Source organism: Neoaquamicrobium sediminum (assembly GCF_040970315.1).
GTDB classification, from domain to species: domain Bacteria; phylum Pseudomonadota; class Alphaproteobacteria; order Rhizobiales; family Rhizobiaceae; genus Aerobium; species Aerobium sediminum.
Window position 1 is genome coordinate 798007 of the sequence record NZ_JAZHFV010000001.1, and the last position, 18416, is coordinate 816422.

The window sequence follows — 18416 nt, forward strand, 5'->3', positions numbered from 1 at the left end:
AGAGCCTAGGTGAAACATTCAGAGTAACATTTACGCCAAACGTCGGCCTTCTGGTTGATGGCCAATCCGTTGCCATACATGTGTGGAACACCGCTATGCCCCGTTTGGAGCCACGCTTGGTACAGGCCGTGCTTTCGTTGTTTGTTGCTTCCTATCGTAGTTCGGAAAATCCGCCGGAAGATTTAGCGGTCTTATGCTTGCGAACGATGCGCCTTATCAGGCTGGGCAATGCCTTAGAGGTTGCGCCGTTGGGCCTTCTGATAGCGAGGGGCATCGACGGGATATTCCAAGAAGTTGAACGGGAAATTCGGGAGCCTCTCCCTGGTCAAATCGATCGACCGCCGGCTCCATCGGCGGAGTAGTTATTTCAGCACTGGAGCGCCTTGTGCTCGCTCTACGTTCACGTCGGAGGATTCGATTTGGCTAGATGCACTGCACCATCACGGGGCCATCGCACAGCGAGCGGTCGAGCAGACTGCCCGGCATGCGGTGGTCGCTCACGGTCGTACGGCTACAGCAGCTACGGGTCGAGCTCGTACCCGTCTTACTCCTCATCGTGGAGCAGTGGAGGTGGCCGGAGCAGCGTCGGCGGATCGGTCAGCAGCGCAAGGCCGCGCTGGTCGCGAGCCGGTTCGTCCGTGGTGTATACGCCTGCTGAGGTGCGGGCGCTCACGCCGGTTCGCGAAAGCGTCGAAAAGCGAGCACCCTTGCCCGACCTTCGGGACGTCTTTCTCTGCCACGCGTGGGACGACCGCAAAGGGGCTGCCAAGGATTTGCACGATCTACTAGAGTCGCGAGGTGTCTCGGTCTGGTTCAGCGAGAAGGACGTCGCTCTCGGTACGTCGTTGCTCCGCGAAATCGACAAGGGACTGGCAAAGTCGCGAGTCGGGATCGTGTTGGTAACACCTGCGCTCCTGCAGCGTGTCCAAAGAGAAGGCATCGCCGACAAAGAGCTTTCCGCCCTTCTAGCGCGTGATCTGCTCGTTCCCATCGTGCACAATACGACGTATGAAGCTCTCCGCGAAGTAAGCCCCCTGCTCGGCTCGCGAAGCGGCCTGAGCACTGCGGATGATCCTATGGCAGACGTCGCGGCCAAGCTCGCCGAGCTGGTCGCCCCATAGTTTCATTGACGGTGTGGCTGGTCGCGCCACCTAATGCGCTTCACAGGGAAGGATCAGGCTGAGCACTGGCGCGGCCCACTGGATTGACGCGTCCGACCAAAAGCCCGCCTCACCCATCCCCCATCTTCAGCGCTTCAATAAACGCCGCCTGCGGGATTTCCACCTTGCCGAACTGGCGCATGCGCTTTTTGCCCTCTTTCTGCTTTTCGAGGAGCTTGCGCTTGCGGGTGACGTCGCCGCCGTAGCACTTGGCGGTCACGTCCTTGCGCAGTGCGGAGATGGTCTCGCGGGCAATGACCTTGCCGCCGATGGCCGCCTGGATCGGGATCTTGAACATGTGCTTGGGGATCAGGTCCTTGAGCTTTTCGCACATGGCGCGGCCGCGCTTTTCGGCAGCCGAGCGGTGGACCAGCATGGAGAGCGCGTCGACCGGCTCGTCATTGACGAGGATCGACATCTTGACGAGGTCGCCCTCACGATAGTCGGTGAGCTGGTAGTCGAACGAGGCGTAGCCCTTGGAGATCGACTTCAGCCGGTCGTAGAAATCGAACACCACCTCGTTGAGCGGCAGGTCGTAGGTGGCCATGGCGCGCTTGCCGACATAGCTGAGGTCGACCTGCACGCCGCGGCGCTCCTGGCAGAGCTTGAGGATCGCGCCGAGATAGTCGTCGGGCGTCATGATGGTGGCGCGGATCCACGGCTCCTCGATCGTGTCGATCTTGACCACGTCGGGCATGTCGGCCGGGTTGTGCAGCTCGATCTGCTTTCCGTCGGTCATGTTGAGGCGGTAGACGACCGACGGCGCAGTGGCGATCAGGTCGAGGTCGAACTCGCGCTCCAGCCGCTCCTGGATGATCTCGAGGTGTAAGAGGCCGAGGAAGCCGCAGCGGAAGCCGAAGCCGAGCGCGGCCGAGGTTTCCATTTCGAACGAGAACGAGGCGTCGTTGAGGCGCAGCTTGCCCATGGCGGCGCGCAGATCCTCGAAATCGGCGGCGTCGACCGGGAACAGGCCGCAGAAGACAACCGGCTGCGCCGGCTTGAAGCCTGGCAGCGGGGCGGCCGTGGGGCGCTTGTCCTCGGTGATGGTGTCGCCGACGCGGGTGTCCGCCACCTCCTTGATGGAGGCGGTGATGAAGCCGATCTCGCCGGGGCCGAGTTCGTCGACCATGACCATCTTGGGCGTGATGACGCCGACGCGGTCGATGCCGTATTTCGCGCCGGTGCCCATCATGCGCACCTGCTGGCCCTTCTTGAGCGTGCCGTCGATGACGCGCACCAGCACGATGACGCCGAGATAGGCGTCGTACCAGCTATCGACCAGCATCGCCTTGAGCGGCGCATCGCGGTCGCCGCCCTTCGGCGCGGGCAGCTTGTGGACGATCGCCTCCAGCACCTCGGCGATACCGATGCCGGTCTTGGCCGAGATCATGAGCGCTTCGGAGGCGTCGAGGCCGATCACCTCCTCCACCTGCTCCTTGATACGGTCGGGCTCGGCGGCGGGCAGGTCGATCTTGTTGAGGACGACGACGATCTCATGGTCGGCGTCGATGGCCTGGTAGACGTTGGCGAGCGTCTGGGCCTCCACGCCCTGTGAGGCGTCGACGACCAGCAGCGAGCCCTCGCAGGCGCGCAAGGAGCGCGAGACCTCGTAGGCGAAATCGACATGGCCGGGCGTGTCGATGAGGTTGAGCACGTAATGCTCGCCATTCTGCGCGTCGTATTCGAGGCGGACGGTGTTGGCCTTGATGGTGATGCCGCGCTCGCGCTCGATGTCCATGGCATCGAGCACCTGGTCCTTCATCTCGCGGTCTTCGAGCGAGCCGGTCGCCTGGATGAGCCGGTCGGCGAGCGTGGACTTGCCATGGTCGATATGCGCGACGATGGAGAAATTGCGGATGTGGGAGAGCGGCGTCTTGGTCATGGCGCGCCTTTAGCAGGCGAACGCCGGAACGGGAAGGGATTTCGGCGGCGACGGGCGCGGCGGGGCGGGCCCGGATTCACCGCGCTGCATGCAATGGTTGCATATCGCAAATACACAACCTAAGATAATTCCATCCAGTCTATGCAACCGGCGTCGCGACGGCGCCGGCGGGCCTTGCCTGCCGGCAGCGACAGCGTGCGCGCCGGCCTTGGGAGGGGGCGGATGGATATCGAGGCGTTCATCGCCCGCTGGACGTCGCGTGAAGGCGGCGCGGAGCGGGCCAACTACCAGATGTTCCTGAGCGAATTCTGCGACGCGATCGGCGTGCCGCGGCCGGAGCCTGCGGGTGCCGAGCGCGCGCAGAACGACTACGTGTTCGAGCGCGCGGTGAAGCGGCGGGCGAGCGACGAGATAGCCTCGTCGAGGCGCATCGACCTCTACAAGAAGGGTTGCTTCATCCTGGAAGCCAAGCAGTCGCGGCTGCCGGGCGGTCGGAACGCGCTGCCGGGGCAGTTGAACATGCTGCCCGACGAGCCCGAAACGCTGGGCCGCCGCTCGATCGTGCGCGGTTGGGACGTGATGATGCAGCATGCGCGCCGGCAGGCGGAGCACTACGTATTCCTGCTCGACGCCGACCATCCCGCGCCGCCCTTCATCATCACCTGCGATGTCGGCCACGCCTTCGAGATCTTCGCCGATTTCACCGGCACCGGCCGCGCCTACGGCCAGTTTCCCGACCGCAAGGGTTTCCGCATCTACATGGAGGATCTGCGCAGGGAGGAGGTCCGCGACATGCTGGCGCGCATCTGGACAGATCCGGCAAGCCTGGACCCGGCGCGGGAATCGGCACGGGTGACGCGCGAGATCGCCGGCCGGCTGGCGCAGGTGAGCCGTTCGCTGGAGAAGGACTACGATCCCGAGGAGGCGGCGCTGTTCCTCATGCGCTGCATCTTCTGCATGTTCGCCGAGGACGTCGACCTCCTGCCGAGAGGCGGCTTCACGCGACTGCTCGAAGAATGCCGGGAGCGCCCGTCCGCGCTGGTGCCTCTGCTCGAGGAGCTGTGGAGGAAGATGGATAGCGCGGAGCGCGGCGACCGCTTCTTTTCCTATCTCTGCGTCGAGTTGCGGCACTTCAACGGCAACCTCTACCGCGACGCCCGTGCCTTGCCGCTGCGCCGCGAGGAAATCGGCGAACTGGTGGCGGCTGCGCGCCACCGCTGGATCGATGTCGACCCGGCGATCTTCGGCACGCTGCTGGAACAGGCGCTGGAACCGGGCGAGCGCCGCAAGCTTGGCGCGCATTATACGCCCCGCGCCTATGTGCAGCGCCTGGTGGAGGTGACGGTGATGGAGCCGTTGCGCGCCGACTGGCAGAAGGCGCTGACCAAGGCGGAGGATGCCAAGGAGAGCGGCGACGAGGACAAGGCAGTCGCCATCGTGCGCGGCTATCACCACCAGCTTTGCACCACGCGTGTGCTCGATCCGGCATGCGGCACGGGCAACTTCCTCTATGTGGCGCTCGAACTGATGAAGAAGCTCGAAGGCGAGGTGCTGGAAACGCTGGCGCGGCTCGGCGTGTCCGAGTCGCTAGGCCTCGAGCGCGAGGCGGTCGACCCGCACCAGTTCCTTGGGCTGGAGCTGAACCCCCGCGCGGCTGCCATCGCCGAGCTGGTCGTGTGGATCGGCTATCTGCAGCAGCACTACCGCACGCGAGACGGGCACCCGTCCGAACCGATCCTGAAAGCGTTCCGGAACATCAATTTCGGCCACCGCGAAGGTTATGACGCGGTGCTGACCTGGGATGGGTATCCGGTGCCGACGATCGTTGAACAGGATGGCAAGCGCGTCGAGACCTACCCGAACGCACGCCGGCCCGACTGGCCGGAGACGGAGTTCATCGTCGGCAACCCGCCTTTCATGGGCGGCAAGGATTTGCGGTCGCGGCTCGGCGGAGGTTATGTCGAGACGCTGTGGCGGGTCCACAAGCACATGAACGAAAGTGCGGATTTCGTCATGTACTGGTGGGACCGCGCGGCTGAACTGCTAACGTGCAAAGGCGCGAAGCTGCGGCGCTTCGGAATGGTGACGACCAATTCGATCAGCCAGGTGTTCCAGCGCCGCGTGATGGAGCGGCATCTCGGCGCGAAGCATCCGATAAGCCTTGTCTTCGCCATTTCCGATCATCCCTGGACGAAGGCAACGAAGGACAGCGCCGCAGTGCGGATCGCGATGACCGTGGCGGAGGCGGGGACCAAGGAAGGCGTGTTGTGGGAGGTCGTTCGAGAAGATGGGCTTGATACGGACGAGCCCGAACTCGATTTCGACAGCAGCGAAGGGCGGATCAATTCGGACCTGACGGTCGGGCTGGATCTGACGCGCGCCACGACGCTCATCGCCTCCGAGGGGCTTTGCTCGCGAGGCGTCCAACTGATGGGCTCAGGCTTCATAATATCGCGAACGGAGGCAACCCATTTAGGGCTCGGTCGTCGCGAAGGCCTCGAATCCCATGTCCGACTTTATCGGAACGGGCGTGATCTGACCGATCGGTCCCGCGACAAGCTCGTCATTGATCTGTTCGGGCTATCGGCCGAGCAGGTGAGGCAAGTCTTTCCGGAAGTGTATCAGCACTTGACCGAGAAAGTACGGTACGACCTCGGGCCGGGCGGACAGCCTCGCACGGACAAGACTGGCCGCAAGCTCGGACGCGAATGGAACAACCGGAAATCCTACCGTGAGAAGTGGTGGATATTCGGAGAACCGCGCGGCGACCTGCGACCGGCGATCGAAGGGCTGAACCGCTATATCGCCACGGTGGAGACCGCTAAGCATCGCGTTTTCCAGTTTTTGGACGCTTCGATACTGCCGGACAACAAGCTGATCTGCATCGCCCTGGGGGCTGCCGAGCATCTTTCCGTGCTCCAATCTTCTGCACATCACGTGTGGTTCCTGGCAAATTCAGCGATGCTCGGCGTGTACGACCGGGAGGCCGTGTATGTGAAATCCCGTTGTTTCGATCCTTTTCCCTTCCCTGATCTGTCCGATGTGCTGCGCCAGCAGCTTCGCGAGGCTGGCGAAGAGCTCGACGCGCTGCGCAAGCGGGTGCTGGCCGATCATCCCGACCTGACGCTGACCGGGCTCTACAACGTGCTCGAAAAGCTGAAAGGCGGAATTGTGCTCACCGACAAGGACGAGGACGTGAAGCAGCGCGGGCTGGTGCTGATCCTCAAGGAACTGCACGAGACGATCGACGGCCTGACGATGGACGCCTATGGTTGGCCGCGCGACGTGACCGAGCAGCAAGTCCTCGAACGGCTGGTGGCACTCAACGCGGACCGAACGCGGGAGGAGGCGGAAGGCCACGTCCGCTGGCTGCGACCGGACTATCAGGCACCGCGCTTCACCAAAGGCGTCAAGGCAAGAACGGGTGAACTCGATCTGGCGGATACCGTCATTTCCATCGATCGGGGCAAGCCAGCATTCCCGAAGGATCGTCAAGAACAGCCGCTGGCGGTGCAGGCGATGCTGGCGGCAAGCGGACGGGTGATGGATGCCACTTCCATCGCGCGCGGCTTCCGCAATGGCGGCCGCAAGATCGAGCCCCGCGTGGCACAGGTACTTCTCACTCTCGCCCGCTACGGGCACATCTCCGCCCTGCCTGACGGCAGGTTTGCGGCACTGCGGGCGGCGTGAGGGGAGAGTTGAGGCACACAGAACCCGGCTGTTAATACGGGTCGCGTGTATCGCCCCGGCCTCCGGATTCCCGCGGGGATGGCAGGATCTCACCGGGTAGGGCGCCACCCCCACCCCTTGGGGCCGAGCCGCTTGTCTCGCCCGTCCTTCGGACCCCCACAAGGGGGAGGGGGAATTGATGCGTCCCGCTCTCGAGAGGATTCGTGCCAAGACCCTGCGGCTCGGAGACCTCTAGGTATAAGCGAGAGGGAGGCCTTGGAGGCCCCTCCATTCCCGGAATGACTGATGTCCGGGCGCCGACGGTCCAGAATCCCCGTCCCCCTTGTGGGGAGGGGTAAGGAAAGCCGTGCACTCGCGATTTGCGCAGGCGGCCCTGGCATCGAACGGGAAGAGGAAAACGCCGGCGCGGGACGGTCGAATTCGATCTTCCGCGACTTGTTCGAGGCACCGGCGTTCAAGCCAGCGTGCTTCTCCTGCGTCCGATATCATGCCCATCGGGTGCGACATGATTGCCGCCTTTGGGCACTTGTTTATAAGCGTGCTTATTATATATGAGCCTTATGAATAAGACGAACCTCGAAGGGCTGGGTTTTCTCATCCACGACGCAGCGCGCGTGATGCGGCGGCGGTTCGAGGTGCGGGCGGCCGGTTACGGGCTGTCGGCGGCGCAATGGCGTCTGCTCGTGCGCCTCGTGAAGGCCGAGGGCGTGCCGCAGGCGCGGCTTGCGACGTTTCTGGAGATCGAGCCGATCAGCGTTTCGCGGCTGCTCGATCGCATGGAGGAGGCCGGCTGGATCGAGCGCCGGCCGGACCCGACGGACCGGCGCGTGCGCACGGTGTTCGCCACCGAAAAGAGCCGCCGCGCCTTCGCCGAGGTGAAGAGCGTGGCAAACGAGATCTACGAGGAGGCACTGGCCGGGATGTCGCCCGACGATCGCGCGGCGCTCGTCGGCGGCCTCAGAACCCTGATTTCAAACCTCTCCGACGACGACTGCGCCGCGGAGGGCTGCAAGACGACCGTCGCGAAGGAAGACGTAGCATGAATGCGATGACCAAGATCGAAGAGGAAGAAGCCGGCGCGCAGCCGCCGGAGCCGCAGGAGGCCGCCCGGCCCGCGAAGAAGAAGCGTCGCGGCGGGCGCTATGCGCTGATGCTGGCGGTGCCGCTGCTGCTGGTGGCCGGCGGCGCCTATGTGTGGGCGACGGGCGGACGCTACCAGGAAACGGACAACGCCAATCTGCGGCAGGCCCGCATCACGGTGGCGGCGGACACGGCAGGCAGGATCGTCGAGGTGGACGTGGCCGACAGCGCGCAGGTGAAGGCCGGCGACGTGCTGTTCGTCGTCGATCCCGAGCCGTACCGTATCGCGCTGGCGCAGGCCGACGCCGCGCTCGAAGGCGCCCGGCTGAATGTCGGGCAATTGCGCGCCGCCCACAGCCAGGCGGTCGCGCAGCAGCACAACGCCGAAAACAACGTGACCTACCTCCAGTCCGAATTCGACCGTCAGCAGGCGCTGGAAAAGCGCGGCGTAAGCACGAAGTCGTCGCTCGACCAGGCAGGCCGCGCGCTTGCGCAGGCACGGGACCAGCTCCAGGGAGCGCGCGAGGCCGTTTCCGGCGCGCTGGCCGCGCTGGGCGGAAATGCCGGCATCGAAACGGACGAGCATCCAACCGTGCAGGCGGCGCTGGCTGCGCGTGACAAGGCGGCCTATCAGCTCGCGCAGACCACGGTGCGCGCGCCGGTCGACGGCGTCGTCGCGCAGGCATCCTCTTTCAAGGAGGGGCAATATGTGTCGGCGGGCTCGCCGCTGTTCTCGCTGGTGGAAACCGGCGATAGCTGGGTGGAGGCGAACTTCAAGGAAACGCAGCTCACCAACATGCGCGTCGGCCAGACGGCGGAGGTGACGCTGGACACGTTTCCGGACCGGCCGCTGACCGCGACCATCGAAAGCATCGGCGCGGGCACGGGCGCGGAATTCTCCGTGCTGCCGGCCCAGAACGCCACCGGCAACTGGGTGAAGGTCACTCAGCGCATCCCGGTGAGGCTGAAGGTGGAAGACGCGGACGCACAGGCGCTGCTGCGCACCGGCATGAGCGCGGTGGTGTCGGTCGACACCGGCCATGCGCGCGGCCTGCCGGCTTTTGCGGGGTTGTTCGGGACCACAGCCGAAGCGGCACAATAGGCACCGTGCGGCCCTCTTCGGCCCACCCGAAGCCCGTTACCGTGCCGCGGGCATCAGCATCTGGCGCGGAGGAACGGATAAGCGAAGGCCGCACTCTATGTCGCCCCCCTCTGTCCTGCCGGACATCTCCCCCACACGGGGGGAGATCAGCCGGCCGCCTGGCTTTCGCCAATCGCCGACGTCGCAGGAAGAGCGGTGAGCGCCAAGCTGCCGATCTCCCCCCGTGTGGGGGAGATGTCCGGCAGGACAGAGAGGGGCAACGTAGGACGCGACCTTCAGAGTTAGCCAAATGAGCAAAACCGATACCGACTATCCGCATCGCGGCCTGATCACCGTTTCGATCATGCTGGCGACGATCATGCAGGTGCTCGACACCACGATCGCGAATGTCGCCCTGCCGACGATGACGGGCGACCTGGGCGCGTCGCAGGACACGATCAACTGGGTGCTGACCTCCTACATCGTCGCCGCGGCGATCATGACGCCGGTGACGGGCTGGCTCGCCGACCGGTTCGGCCGGCGCGAGCTTTTCCTGGTGACCATCGCCGGCTTCACCATCTTCTCGATGCTGTGCGGGCTGGCGTGGAGCCTGGAGAGCATGGTCGCCTTCCGCGTGATGCAGGGCCTGTTCGGCGCGTCGATCGTGCCGCTGTCGCAGACCTTCCTTCTCGACATCAACCCGAAGGAAAAGCACGGCCAGGCGATGGCGATCTGGGGTGCGGGCATCATGGTCGGCCCGATCATCGGACCAACGCTCGGCGGCTGGCTGACCGAGTTCGCGAGCTGGCGCTGGGTGTTCTTCATCAACCTGCCGGTCGGCATCCTCGCCTTCCTCGGCTCGGCCGCCTTCCTGCCGAGGGCGGGCGTGCGCCTGCGCGGCTTCGACTTCTTCGGCTTTGCCATGCTGTCGCTGGGCGTGGGCGCGCTGCAGCTCATGCTCGACCGCGGCGCGGAGGTGGACTGGTTCTCGGCCGTCGAGATCTGGCTCGAGCTCGGGCTGGCGATCACCGGTTTCTGGATCTTCGCCGTGCACCTGATGACCGGCAAGGACACCTTCATCGACGCGCGGATCTTCGCCGACCGCAATTTCGTGACCGGCCTCGTCTTCATCTTCGTGATCGGCGTGATCCTGCTGGCGAGCCTTGCGCTGCTGCCGCCGATGCTGTCGCGGCTCTTCAACCATTCGACCACGCTCACCGGCCTCGTCATGGCGCCGCGCGGCGTCGGCACGATGATCTCCATGCTGCTCGTCGGGCGGCTGGTGCAGGTGGTCGACGCGCGCGTGCTCGTCGTCGCCGGCCTGTCGCTGACGGCGTGGTCTCTGCACATGATGACCGGTTTCTCGCCGCAGATGGACGATCACCTGATCATCGTCTCGGGCGTCGTGCAGGGGCTCGGCCTCGGCCTCGTCTTCGTGCCGCTCTCGACGGTGGCCTTCGCCACGCTCGACCCGCGCTTCCGCACGGACGCGGCAAGCCTGTTCAACCTGGTGCGTAATATCGGCTCGTCGATCGGCATCTCGATCGTCACCGTGCTTCTGACGCGCAACGTGCAGGTCAACCACGCCGAGCTGTCCGCGGGGCTGACGCCGTTCAACCAGAGCCTTGCCGCGGCCATGCCCGGCGCGGCTGCGGGCAACGTTTCGACGCTGAGCCAGCTCGACCAGCTCGTCAACCAGCAGGCGCTGATGATCGCCTACATCGACGACTTCAAGCTGATGATGATCGTGACGCTGTGCGCGATACCGCTGGCGCTGCTGCTCAGGAAGCCGAAGATGACCGCGGCCGGCGCGCCGGCAGCCGCCCACATGGATTGAGGTTGCCGGCGGCGCCTCAGTCGTAGCTGAGGTCGCCGGCCTTTCCGCTGAAGACGCGGTAGACGTAGAAGGACGCGCCGATCATCACCGGCAGCACGACCGCCGTGCCGGCGAGGATGATGGCGAGGCTTTCGGTCGCGGCCGCGGCCTCCCAGATGGTGAGCCGGTCCGGCACCACGAACGGGTAGAAGGAATAGGCCAGCCCCGCGAAGCCGAGCGCGAAGATCGCCGCCAGCGTCAGGAACGGCGTGATCGCGTGGCGGTCGCCGGGCGCGGGCATGCGGAAGGTGAGCAGCCACAGGCCGAGGAAGGCCGCGCCCGTAACGATCGGCAGCGGCGCCAGAAGGGCGATCTCCGGCCAGGTGAACCATTTCTCGAAGATCCGCGGGCTCGCAAAGGGCGTCGCCAGCGAGACGGCGACCATGCCGACGGCGGTGAACACCAGCGCGGAGCGCAGGAAGCGCACGGCCTTGCGCTGCAGGTCGCCCTCCGTCTTGTAGATGAGCCACGCGGCACCCATCGCCGCGTAGGAAGCCGCAAGGCACAGCGCCACGAGCAGGCCGAAGCCGATCGCCGGCAGGCCGGTTTCCAGCCCGAGCACGTAGACGCCGAGCATGTAGCCCTGCGAGAGCGAGGCGGCGAGCGAGCCGATGCAGAACAGCGCGTCCCAGCGCTTCTTGCGGTGGACGGGCACCTTGGCGCGGAAGTCGAAGGCGACGCCGCGCAGGATCAGCCCGACGAGCAGCACGAAGACGGGGATGTAGAGCGCTGTGAGGATGACCCCGTGGGCGACGGGGAAGGCCACGAGAAGCAGCCCGACGGCGAGCACCAGCCAGGTCTCGTTGGCGTCCCAGAACGGGCCGATCGCGGCGATCATCGTGTCCTTCTCGTGCGCGTCGGACGCGGCGAACAGGATGCCGATGCCGAGGTCGAAGCCGTCGAGCACGACATAGACCAGGATCGCCAGACCCATCAGTCCGGCGAAGATGAGAGGAAGAAGGGTGGGCCAGTCGAGGGTCATAGCTGCTCTCCTTCGCCTTCAGTCGCGAGAATTGCCGGTAACAAAACACCCCCTTCACCACGCTTCGCGTGGTCCCCTTCCCCCGTGAACGGGGGAAGATCCGATGTTGCGGCCGTCAGCGATGTCGGTTCCTCCCCTGCGAAGCGGGGGAGGGGGACCGCCGAAGGCGGTGGAGGGGGTGTCTTGCCATCAACCCATCTTGGCGACTGGGATTCTTGGGGGATTGTTCCTGTTGCCGCAGTCAGAGCGATTAGGCGTAGTACGCCTTCGAAAAGATGATCATCGAGAATATCGCTCGCGGCAATTCGCAACACGCGAATGCCTTCGTTGCAAAGCCAGTCGTCGCGACGATTGTCGTGTCGCATATGGTGCTCGAGGTCGTGATGCGATCCATCGACCTCAATGGCAAGGCGAGCCTTCGGACAATAAAAATCCAGAACGTAGGGGCCGATGGCGTGTTGCCGTCTGAAGCGCAAACCCTCCAGCCGTCCTCCGCGCACTTGTTCCCAAAGAAGAGCTTCAGGCAGAGTGAGGCTGCGGCGCAATCGGCGCGCATTCGCAATCGCGGTGTCGGGAGCGCGAAGTCCCATACCTATTCCCCCGCCATCGGTTGGGTCAGGGCGCGGTCTTCGACGCCGGGGAGTGGGGACTGGTCGCCGTCCTTGGCCGCCTTGAGCGCCAGGTGGGTGAGCACGCCGAGATAGACGATCATCAGAACGATGTAGAGCACAATGTAGATGGCGAGCGTGAAGCCGACATTGGAGGCGGCGACCGGGCCGACTGCCTCTTCGGTGCGCAGCACGCCGGTCACCAGCCATGGCTGACGGCCGATCTCGGTGGTGTACCAGCCGGCGAGCGTGGCGACCCAGCCTGAAAAGGCCATCGGCGCGTAGGCATAGGCGAGCAGCCTCGGCATCGCCCCGCGTCGCCACAGGAACCACGAGGTCGCCCAGGACAGCGCCAGCATGGCCAGCCCGACACCGACCATGATGCGGAAGCCCCAGAACACCGGCGCGACCGGAGGGTGCTCGCCAACATAGTCGTTGAGGCCGGGCACAACGCCGTCGAGCGAGTGCCTGAGGATGAGGCTGGCTCCATTGGGCACGGCGATCTCGAACCGGTTTTCGCGGGCTTCCTCGTCTGGCCATGCGAACAGCACAAGCGGCACGTTGCCCCGCGTCTCCCAGTTGGCCTCCATGGCGGCGACCTTCTGCGGCTGGTGCTCCAGCGTGTTGAGGCCGTGCATGTCGCCGACGAAGATTTGCACTGGAATGAGTGCCGCCCCCATGAAAACGCCGGTGCGCAGCGCCTTCCACATCGATTCGGCGCGGTCGCCTGCCAGGAACCGCAGGGCCGACAGGCCGGCGACGAGGAAGGCCACCGTCAGGCCGGAAGCCAGCAGCATATGGACGAGGCGATAGGGGAAGGACGGGTTGAAGACGATCGCCCACCAGTCGACGGGGAAGGCCACGCCGTCGCGCATCTCGAAGCCGGCCGGGGTCTGCATCCACGAGTTGAGCGCCAGGATCCAGAACGCCGAAAGCGTCGTGCCGAAGGCGACGAGGAAGGTCGCGAGCGTGTGAACCCGGTTCGACACGCGGCGGAAGCCGAATAGCATGATGCCGAGGAACACGGCCTCCAGGAAGAAGGCGGTGAGCACTTCGTAGGCGAGCAGCGGCCCGGCGATGTTGCCGACCTTCTCCATGAAACCCGGCCAGTTGGTGCCGAACTGGAAGCTCATGGTGACGCCCGATACGACGCCGAGCGCGAAGGACAGCGCGAACACCTTCACCCAGAAGAAATAGGCGCGCATCCAGGCCGAGTCGCCGGTCGCGTTGTAGCGCAGCTTGAAGAACAGCAGCACCCAGCCCAGCGCGATGGTGATCGTCGGAAAGAGAATGTGGAACGAGATGTTCGCAGCAAACTGCAGGCGGGAAAGAATAAGCGCGTCCATGACCGGCTTCCGGCTCCATTTGGCTCCCGCTTGCAACGTTAGGGCGTAGCGGCGGACGGGTCAAAGGTGCCGCCTGTCGCAGGGGCGGAGTGTCGCGGTGCGGCAGCTTAGCGCAGCACGCGGCTGAGCAGCGCGACCAGTTCGCCCTGGCGGTGGGTGCCCGTCTTGGCGAAGATCGCCTTGAGCCTTTGGCGCGCCGTGCCGATCGCGATGCCGAGCTGGTCGGCGCAGCGTTCGAGACTCCGGCCTTCCGCCATCGCGCCGGCCAGTAGCGCTTCGGCGGGCGTAAGCCCCAGAGCCTGTCGCAAACGCTCGGTGTCAGCGAGCGGCCGCTCGTGCGGGTCGCTGAGGAGCAGGATGGCAAAGGCCCGCATGGAGACGGGTGCGACGAGTCCGCGCACGGAGACCAGCTCCGCGATCAGGGGCAGCCCGGCGGGACGCTCGATACGCACCGGCAAGGCCTCGACCGCACGCTGGCGACGGTGGCCGTTGCTGCCGGCGCCTGCGAGCAACGACTGCAACTGCCGGTCGCTGGCCGCATGCACCGCGCGGGGCCGCCCCTCGCGGACCACAATCGTCTCCGATGCCGAGGCGAGAAGGCTTTCGGCCTGCGCGTTGATTTCGATAGCGCGGCCCTGCCAGTCGAGCAGCATGGCCGCGCGCCCGATATGCGCAAGCGCCTCGACGCCGGTCGCCGCGCGCGCCTGCGCGAACTGCTCGCTGAGGTGCATCATCCGGCGCAGATCCGGCCCGAGCCGTGCGAACAGATGCGCTTCCTCGTAAGAGAAGTGTCCCTGGCTGCTGGATCGCAGCAGGGGCAGGCACCAGCGCTGGCCTTCCACGCGGAAACCGATCGCGGCGAAGCCGGGATAACCCCATTTCAGATAGAAGTCATGATAGTGGGCGAGCTTGCGGCGCTCCTCGTCGGTGGCGAGATCGTGCTCGATCAGCACGCCGGTCGGATGCGTCTCCAGCAGCGGCCAGCCGCGTTCGGCGCGGTAATGGTTGTCGTACCAACCGCCGGCGACATAGTCCTCGAGAAGATCGGCATAATGAACGGATGAAGGCACGAGCGTTGCCCGCTCGCCGACATCCTTGGGGTAGAACATGGCGCAGGCGGAATCGAGCGAGGAGGCGAGGTCGTGTAGCGCGGTCTGCCAGAGCTCCGGCTCCGACACCGCGTCGTAACAGGCGTCGAGCGCCTTATGTACCGCATCCGCGCGCACGAAACGCCACCTCCCGCCGAAAGGCTGTTCCGATCCCCTCACCCAGATTGGAGCGCCGTGCCGGCAGGGTCAACCTTCCACGGTTCAATCGGCCAGCAACCGCTCGAACGCGCGGCGGCCCGTCGGGGTGAAGACCACGGCGCGGCTGTCCTTGTCGCGCCGCGCCCAGCCGCGCGTCGTGATGGTGTCGAGCATGGCCGCGCCGAGGCTGCCAGCCAGATGCGAGCGGCGCACGCTCCAGTCCAGGCAGGCGCGGCACATCGGGCGTCGTGCCTGCTTGAGCGCGCCGACATCGATGTCGAGCGCCTCGAACCAGCGTCGGCCGGCGTCGCTGGGCGTCAGTCGCTCGGCGTCCTCGTCCAGCAGCCCGCGTGCCACCAGGTGGTCGAACAGCGCCACGCCGCGCTCGCCGGCGAGATGGTCGTAGCAGACCCGCGCCTCGCGCATCGCCCTGTCGCGCGGGCCGGGGCGGGTGCGCTGGGGGCCGACCGCCTCGGCCACCCCGGAGATGGCCTCGATCATCAAGGCAACCTGCGTGCCGGCAAGCGCGAAATAGCGGTGGCGGCCCTGCGCGGCGACGCGTACGAGCCCGCCATCGCACAGTTTGGCGAGATGCGAGCTGGCGGTCGGCAGGCTGACGCCCGCTTCCAGCGCGAGCTCGCTGGCCGTGAGCGCCGTGCCGCCCATAAGCGCCGACAGCATGTTGGCGCGAGCGGGATCGCCGACAAGCGCTGCGACACGCGACAGATCCGGACCTTCCTTCATCGGTGCCTCCCGGCTCACTGAATGACAATCATGGTTTGATGATAGTCGAAGCATTGCCGTCGCGCAATCGGTAGGGTGTTGCTCAAAGGAGTTCCGCCATGCGTACCACCGTGCCTTTGCTACCGAACCGTTCCGAGACACTGGCCGAGGCACCCTCGCCGGGCCGCGGCGTCTTTGCCCTGCTGCGCCGGCTCTGGCGCTGGAACGACCGCCACCGGCAGCGTCTGGACCTCGCAGACCTCGACGACCGGATGCTGGACGACATCGGCATCACGCGCGGCATGGCCGAGCGCGAGTGCCGCAAGCCGCCCTGGCGTTGAACCATAACGCGGTACGACGCTGGAACGCTTCGTTGCGTGTCGAAGCGTCATCGAATGAACAAGGGAGGCGACATGACGATTACCTGTTTCATCCGCTACGAGATCGATCCTTTCGGTAAGGAGGACTTTGAGACCTATGCTCGCAACTGGGGCGAGGCGATCCCGCGCTGCGGAGCCGAGCTGATCGGCTATTTTGCCCCGCACGAGGGCTCCGCAACGACGGCCTACGGTGTCTATTCGATCGACAGCCTCGCTGAATACGAGACCTATCGGGCGCGGTTGGCCGCCGACCCGATAGGCAAGGAGAACTATCGGTTCGCGCGCGAGAAGCGTTTCATCCTCAAGGAGGACCGCATCTTCCTGAAGCTGGCCTCGGCGCCGCATGGCGAAAGGATTGCGCCATGATCGCGGTTATCTTCGAGGTGAAACCCACCGCCGGCCGGCGCGATGCCTATCTGTCGCTCGCCGCGGAATTGCGCCTGCTGCTCGACCCGATCGATGGCTTCATTTCGATCGAGCGCTTCCAGAGTCTGTCGGACCCGGACCGCATCCTGTCGCTGTCGTTCTGGCGCGACGATGATGCTGTTGCCGCATGGCGCAACACGCGCGAGCACCGGCTGGCGCAGAAGGCCGGCCGGGGCGGCATCTTCGACGGTTACAGGCTGCGGATCGCCCATGTCGTGCGCGACTACGAGATGGAAGAGCGGCGCGAACAGGCGCCCGCCGACAGCCGCGCGGTACATCGGGCCTGACGCGGAGCTGCCGCAGGGAAACGAGCCCAGGTCAACGGGCGGAGCCTTCCATCCCGTCATTCTCGGGCTTGTCCCGAGAATCTGCCGGGTATGGTGAGTTTACTGCGCCGGTATGGGCACGGTCGAAAGGCCTGGAATCTCCGATGTGCGCAGATTCTCGGGACAAGCTCGAGAATGACGGTGGTGAGTCGGTTGACCGATGGCCGCTTGCCATGCCGGCCGTCTCGGGCTTTCATGCCGCGATGGCCAAGGAGATCGAGCGCAAGTTTCTGGTGAAGACCTCCGGCTGGCGGGCGGCGGCGAAGGATGCCACCGCCATCAGCCAGTTCTATGTGAGCGCCGGCGAAGACCGCTCCGTGCGTGTGCGCATCGTGGATGGCGAGAAGGCGAAGCTGACGATCAAGTTCGGCGGGGCCGCGCGGGCACGCGACGAGTTCGAATATCCGATTCCGCTGGCAGATGCGCGCGACTTGTTGCGTTTTGCGCTGGGCAACGTCGTCGAAAAGACGCGCCACAAGGTGGCCCATGGCGGACGCGAATATGATGTCGACACGTTCGAAGGCGCGCTGGCCGGGCTCGTGATCGCCGAGCTGGAGACACCCGACGACGTGCCGGATGAGGAATTGCCGGACTGGCTCGGCGACGAGGTGACGGGCGATCGGGCATTCTACAACCTCTCGCTGGCGCTGGAGGGCGCGCCGTGACGGCCCAGCCGGTGTTTCGCATTGCTCCGTCGAGATCGCTCGACGCCGAGGTGATGCGCATCCTCGACGAGACCGGCGGCCGCGTCATAGGGCATCTGGAAGACAGGGAGGGCGATCATGGCAAGGCGCTGCACGAGGCGCGCAAGGGCATCAAGAAGCTGCGTGCCCTGCTGCTTCTGGTGCGCGCCGCCGACAAGCCGCTGATGAAAGGGGAAGGGCGACGCCTTCGCGATGCGGCGCGGCTGATCGCGGGACCGCGCGAGGCGACCGCTGCGGTAGAGACGGTCGACCGGTTCATTGCCGCGTTCCCGGAGAAGGTCGAGGCCTGCCATCTGGCGGAAATTCGCGATGCGCTCGACGCCCGTCATGCGAGGATCACGGGGCAGGCGCTGGACGAGGCGCGGGATGAAGCGGCCGCCATGTGCCGGGCTGCGCTGGAACGGCTTCGCCGCAGCCAGCCTCTTGCCGATGTCTCCGATGGCGCGGTACTCGCCAAAGGCTTCGCAAAGGCGCTGAAACACTGGGGCAAGGCACTCGAAAAGGCACGGGCTCGCGGCGAGCCGGAAGAGTTTCACGAGTTGCGCAAGGCCGTTAAAGCACACTGGGCGCAACTCGGCCTGCTGCGCGATTTCATGGGCGGCAACATCAGGAAGCGGCGCGCCGAGGTCGAGGAACTGGGCGAACGGCTCGGCGAGATCAATGACATTCACGTGATGCGCGACGGGCTGGCGAGCGGCGCGCTCGGCTTGCCGGAAGCGATCGATACGAAACCGTTTGACCGGCTCCTGCGGAAAAACGTTGGGGCGCTGTCGAAACAGGCGCTTTCGGAGGCCCGGAGGCTTCTGGCAGATGCGCCCGAGAAGCCCAAGAAGCGTTTGCGCAGGAGCATCGCCAAAGCTGCGTGATAGACGCCGCGCCATCGTCGAATTCCCGGCACCGAAGGT

Annotated in this window: 16 protein-coding genes; 10 read left to right on the plus strand and 6 right to left on the minus strand. The window is 65.4% G+C overall.

Annotated elements, in window-relative coordinates; translation table 11 throughout:
- The first annotated feature begins 641 nt into the window (after window positions 1-641).
- Window positions 642-1121 carry a toll/interleukin-1 receptor domain-containing protein gene (locus V1479_RS04030; RefSeq protein WP_438620482.1) on the plus strand — a complete coding sequence of 160 codons (480 nt, stop codon included), beginning with the start codon at window positions 642-644 and terminating at the stop codon, window positions 1119-1121.
- A gap of 109 nt (window positions 1122-1230) precedes the next feature.
- Here the strand turns inward: V1479_RS04030 and lepA are convergent, their stop codons facing one another.
- On the minus strand, window positions 1231-3042 hold the full coding sequence (gene lepA, locus V1479_RS04035) for a translation elongation factor 4 (RefSeq protein WP_368801762.1): 1812 nt from the start codon (window positions 3040-3042) through the stop codon (window positions 1231-1233).
- Window positions 3043-3264: 222 nt separating this feature from the next.
- Here lepA and V1479_RS04040 point away from each other — a divergent pair, with 222 nt between their 5' ends.
- From V1479_RS04040 to V1479_RS04055, 4 genes are all read left to right on the plus strand, one after another.
- On the plus strand, window positions 3265-6732 hold the full coding sequence (locus V1479_RS04040; RefSeq protein WP_368801763.1) for a class I SAM-dependent DNA methyltransferase: 3468 nt from the start codon (window positions 3265-3267) through the stop codon (window positions 6730-6732).
- A 560-nt stretch (window positions 6733-7292) separates the two neighbouring features.
- The gene (locus V1479_RS04045) at window positions 7293-7775 is read left to right on the plus strand and encodes a MarR family winged helix-turn-helix transcriptional regulator (RefSeq protein WP_438620483.1); all 483 of its coding nucleotides are present in this window, start codon (window positions 7293-7295) and stop codon (window positions 7773-7775) included.
- Window positions 7772-8914, plus strand: a complete 1143-nt coding sequence (locus V1479_RS04050; RefSeq protein WP_368801765.1) for an HlyD family secretion protein — start codon at window positions 7772-7774, stop codon at window positions 8912-8914. The genes V1479_RS04045 and V1479_RS04050 overlap by 4 nt, the downstream gene beginning before the upstream one ends.
- Before the next feature lie 289 nt (window positions 8915-9203).
- Complete coding sequence (locus V1479_RS04055) at window positions 9204-10730, plus strand: DHA2 family efflux MFS transporter permease subunit (protein ID WP_368801766.1); 1527 nt, start codon at window positions 9204-9206, stop codon at window positions 10728-10730.
- 16 nt (window positions 10731-10746) lie between these two features.
- Here the strand turns inward: V1479_RS04055 and V1479_RS04060 are convergent, their stop codons facing one another.
- From V1479_RS04060 to V1479_RS04080, 5 genes are all read right to left on the minus strand, one after another.
- Window positions 10747-11751 carry a cytochrome d ubiquinol oxidase subunit II gene (locus V1479_RS04060; RefSeq protein WP_368801767.1) on the minus strand — a complete coding sequence of 335 codons (1005 nt, stop codon included), beginning with the start codon at window positions 11749-11751 and terminating at the stop codon, window positions 10747-10749.
- Window positions 11748-12341, minus strand: coding sequence for an endonuclease domain-containing protein (locus V1479_RS04065; protein WP_368801768.1), 594 nt, complete (start codon window positions 12339-12341; stop codon window positions 11748-11750). The genes V1479_RS04060 and V1479_RS04065 overlap by 4 nt, the downstream gene beginning before the upstream one ends.
- Before the next feature lie 2 nt (window positions 12342-12343).
- A complete protein-coding gene (locus tag V1479_RS04070; RefSeq protein WP_368801769.1) occupies window positions 12344-13705 on the minus strand; it encodes a cytochrome ubiquinol oxidase subunit I in 1362 nt (453 codons plus the stop codon).
- Window positions 13706-13812: 107 nt separating this feature from the next.
- Entirely contained in the window at window positions 13813-14931 is a 1119-nt protein-coding gene (locus tag V1479_RS04075; RefSeq protein ID WP_368801770.1) for a helix-turn-helix transcriptional regulator, read from the minus strand.
- An 84-nt stretch (window positions 14932-15015) separates the two neighbouring features.
- On the minus strand, window positions 15016-15696 hold the full coding sequence (locus V1479_RS04080; RefSeq protein ID WP_368801771.1) for an ArsR/SmtB family transcription factor: 681 nt from the start codon (window positions 15694-15696) through the stop codon (window positions 15016-15018).
- A gap of 98 nt (window positions 15697-15794) precedes the next feature.
- On the opposite strand from V1479_RS04080, the gene V1479_RS04085 reads away from it, so the two are divergent.
- The 5 genes from V1479_RS04085 (at window position 15795) to V1479_RS04105 (ending at window position 18377) form a co-directional block, all read left to right on the plus strand.
- Window positions 15795-16016 (plus strand): DUF1127 domain-containing protein, encoded by a 222-nt coding sequence (locus tag V1479_RS04085; RefSeq protein WP_368801772.1) that lies wholly within the window; start codon window positions 15795-15797, stop codon window positions 16014-16016.
- Between the two features lie 72 nt (window positions 16017-16088).
- A complete protein-coding gene (locus V1479_RS04090; protein WP_368801773.1) occupies window positions 16089-16421 on the plus strand; it encodes an NIPSNAP family protein in 333 nt (110 codons plus the stop codon).
- Window positions 16418-16768 carry an antibiotic biosynthesis monooxygenase family protein gene (locus V1479_RS04095; protein ID WP_368801774.1) on the plus strand — a complete coding sequence of 117 codons (351 nt, stop codon included), beginning with the start codon at window positions 16418-16420 and terminating at the stop codon, window positions 16766-16768. The genes V1479_RS04090 and V1479_RS04095 overlap by 4 nt, the downstream gene beginning before the upstream one ends.
- 242 nt (window positions 16769-17010) lie before the next feature.
- Complete coding sequence (locus tag V1479_RS04100) at window positions 17011-17472, plus strand: CYTH domain-containing protein (RefSeq protein WP_368801987.1); 462 nt, start codon at window positions 17011-17013, stop codon at window positions 17470-17472.
- On the plus strand, window positions 17469-18377 hold the full coding sequence (locus tag V1479_RS04105; RefSeq protein ID WP_368801775.1) for a CHAD domain-containing protein: 909 nt from the start codon (window positions 17469-17471) through the stop codon (window positions 18375-18377). Before V1479_RS04100 ends, V1479_RS04105 begins: the two co-directional genes overlap by 4 nt.
- The last annotated feature ends 39 nt before the right edge of the window (window positions 18378-18416 follow it).

Bases quoted from the DNA above. Each gene is read 5' to 3' on its own strand.
- V1479_RS04100 (WP_368801987.1), top strand. From the start codon at position 17,011: ATGGCCAAGGAGATCGAGCGCAAGTTTCTGGTGAAGACCTCCGGCTGG.
- lepA (WP_368801762.1), bottom strand. From the start codon at position 3,042: ATGACCAAGACGCCGCTCTCCCACATCCGCAATTTCTCCATCGTCGCG.
- V1479_RS04055 (WP_368801766.1), top strand. From the start codon at position 9,204: ATGAGCAAAACCGATACCGACTATCCGCATCGCGGCCTGATCACCGTT.
- V1479_RS04040 (WP_368801763.1), top strand. From the start codon at position 3,265: ATGGATATCGAGGCGTTCATCGCCCGCTGGACGTCGCGTGAAGGCGGC.
- V1479_RS04060 (WP_368801767.1), bottom strand. From the start codon at position 11,751: ATGACCCTCGACTGGCCCACCCTTCTTCCTCTCATCTTCGCCGGACTG.
- V1479_RS04095 (WP_368801774.1), top strand. From the start codon at position 16,418: ATGATCGCGGTTATCTTCGAGGTGAAACCCACCGCCGGCCGGCGCGAT.
- V1479_RS04090 (WP_368801773.1), top strand. From the start codon at position 16,089: ATGACGATTACCTGTTTCATCCGCTACGAGATCGATCCTTTCGGTAAG.
- V1479_RS04085 (WP_368801772.1), top strand. From the start codon at position 15,795: ATGCGTACCACCGTGCCTTTGCTACCGAACCGTTCCGAGACACTGGCC.
- V1479_RS04065 (WP_368801768.1), bottom strand. From the start codon at position 12,341: ATGGGACTTCGCGCTCCCGACACCGCGATTGCGAATGCGCGCCGATTG.
- V1479_RS04045 (WP_438620483.1), top strand. From the start codon at position 7,293: ATGAATAAGACGAACCTCGAAGGGCTGGGTTTTCTCATCCACGACGCA.
- V1479_RS04070 (WP_368801769.1), bottom strand. From the start codon at position 13,705: ATGGACGCGCTTATTCTTTCCCGCCTGCAGTTTGCTGCGAACATCTCG.
- V1479_RS04080 (WP_368801771.1), bottom strand. From the start codon at position 15,696: ATGAAGGAAGGTCCGGATCTGTCGCGTGTCGCAGCGCTTGTCGGCGAT.
- V1479_RS04050 (WP_368801765.1), top strand. From the start codon at position 7,772: ATGAATGCGATGACCAAGATCGAAGAGGAAGAAGCCGGCGCGCAGCCG.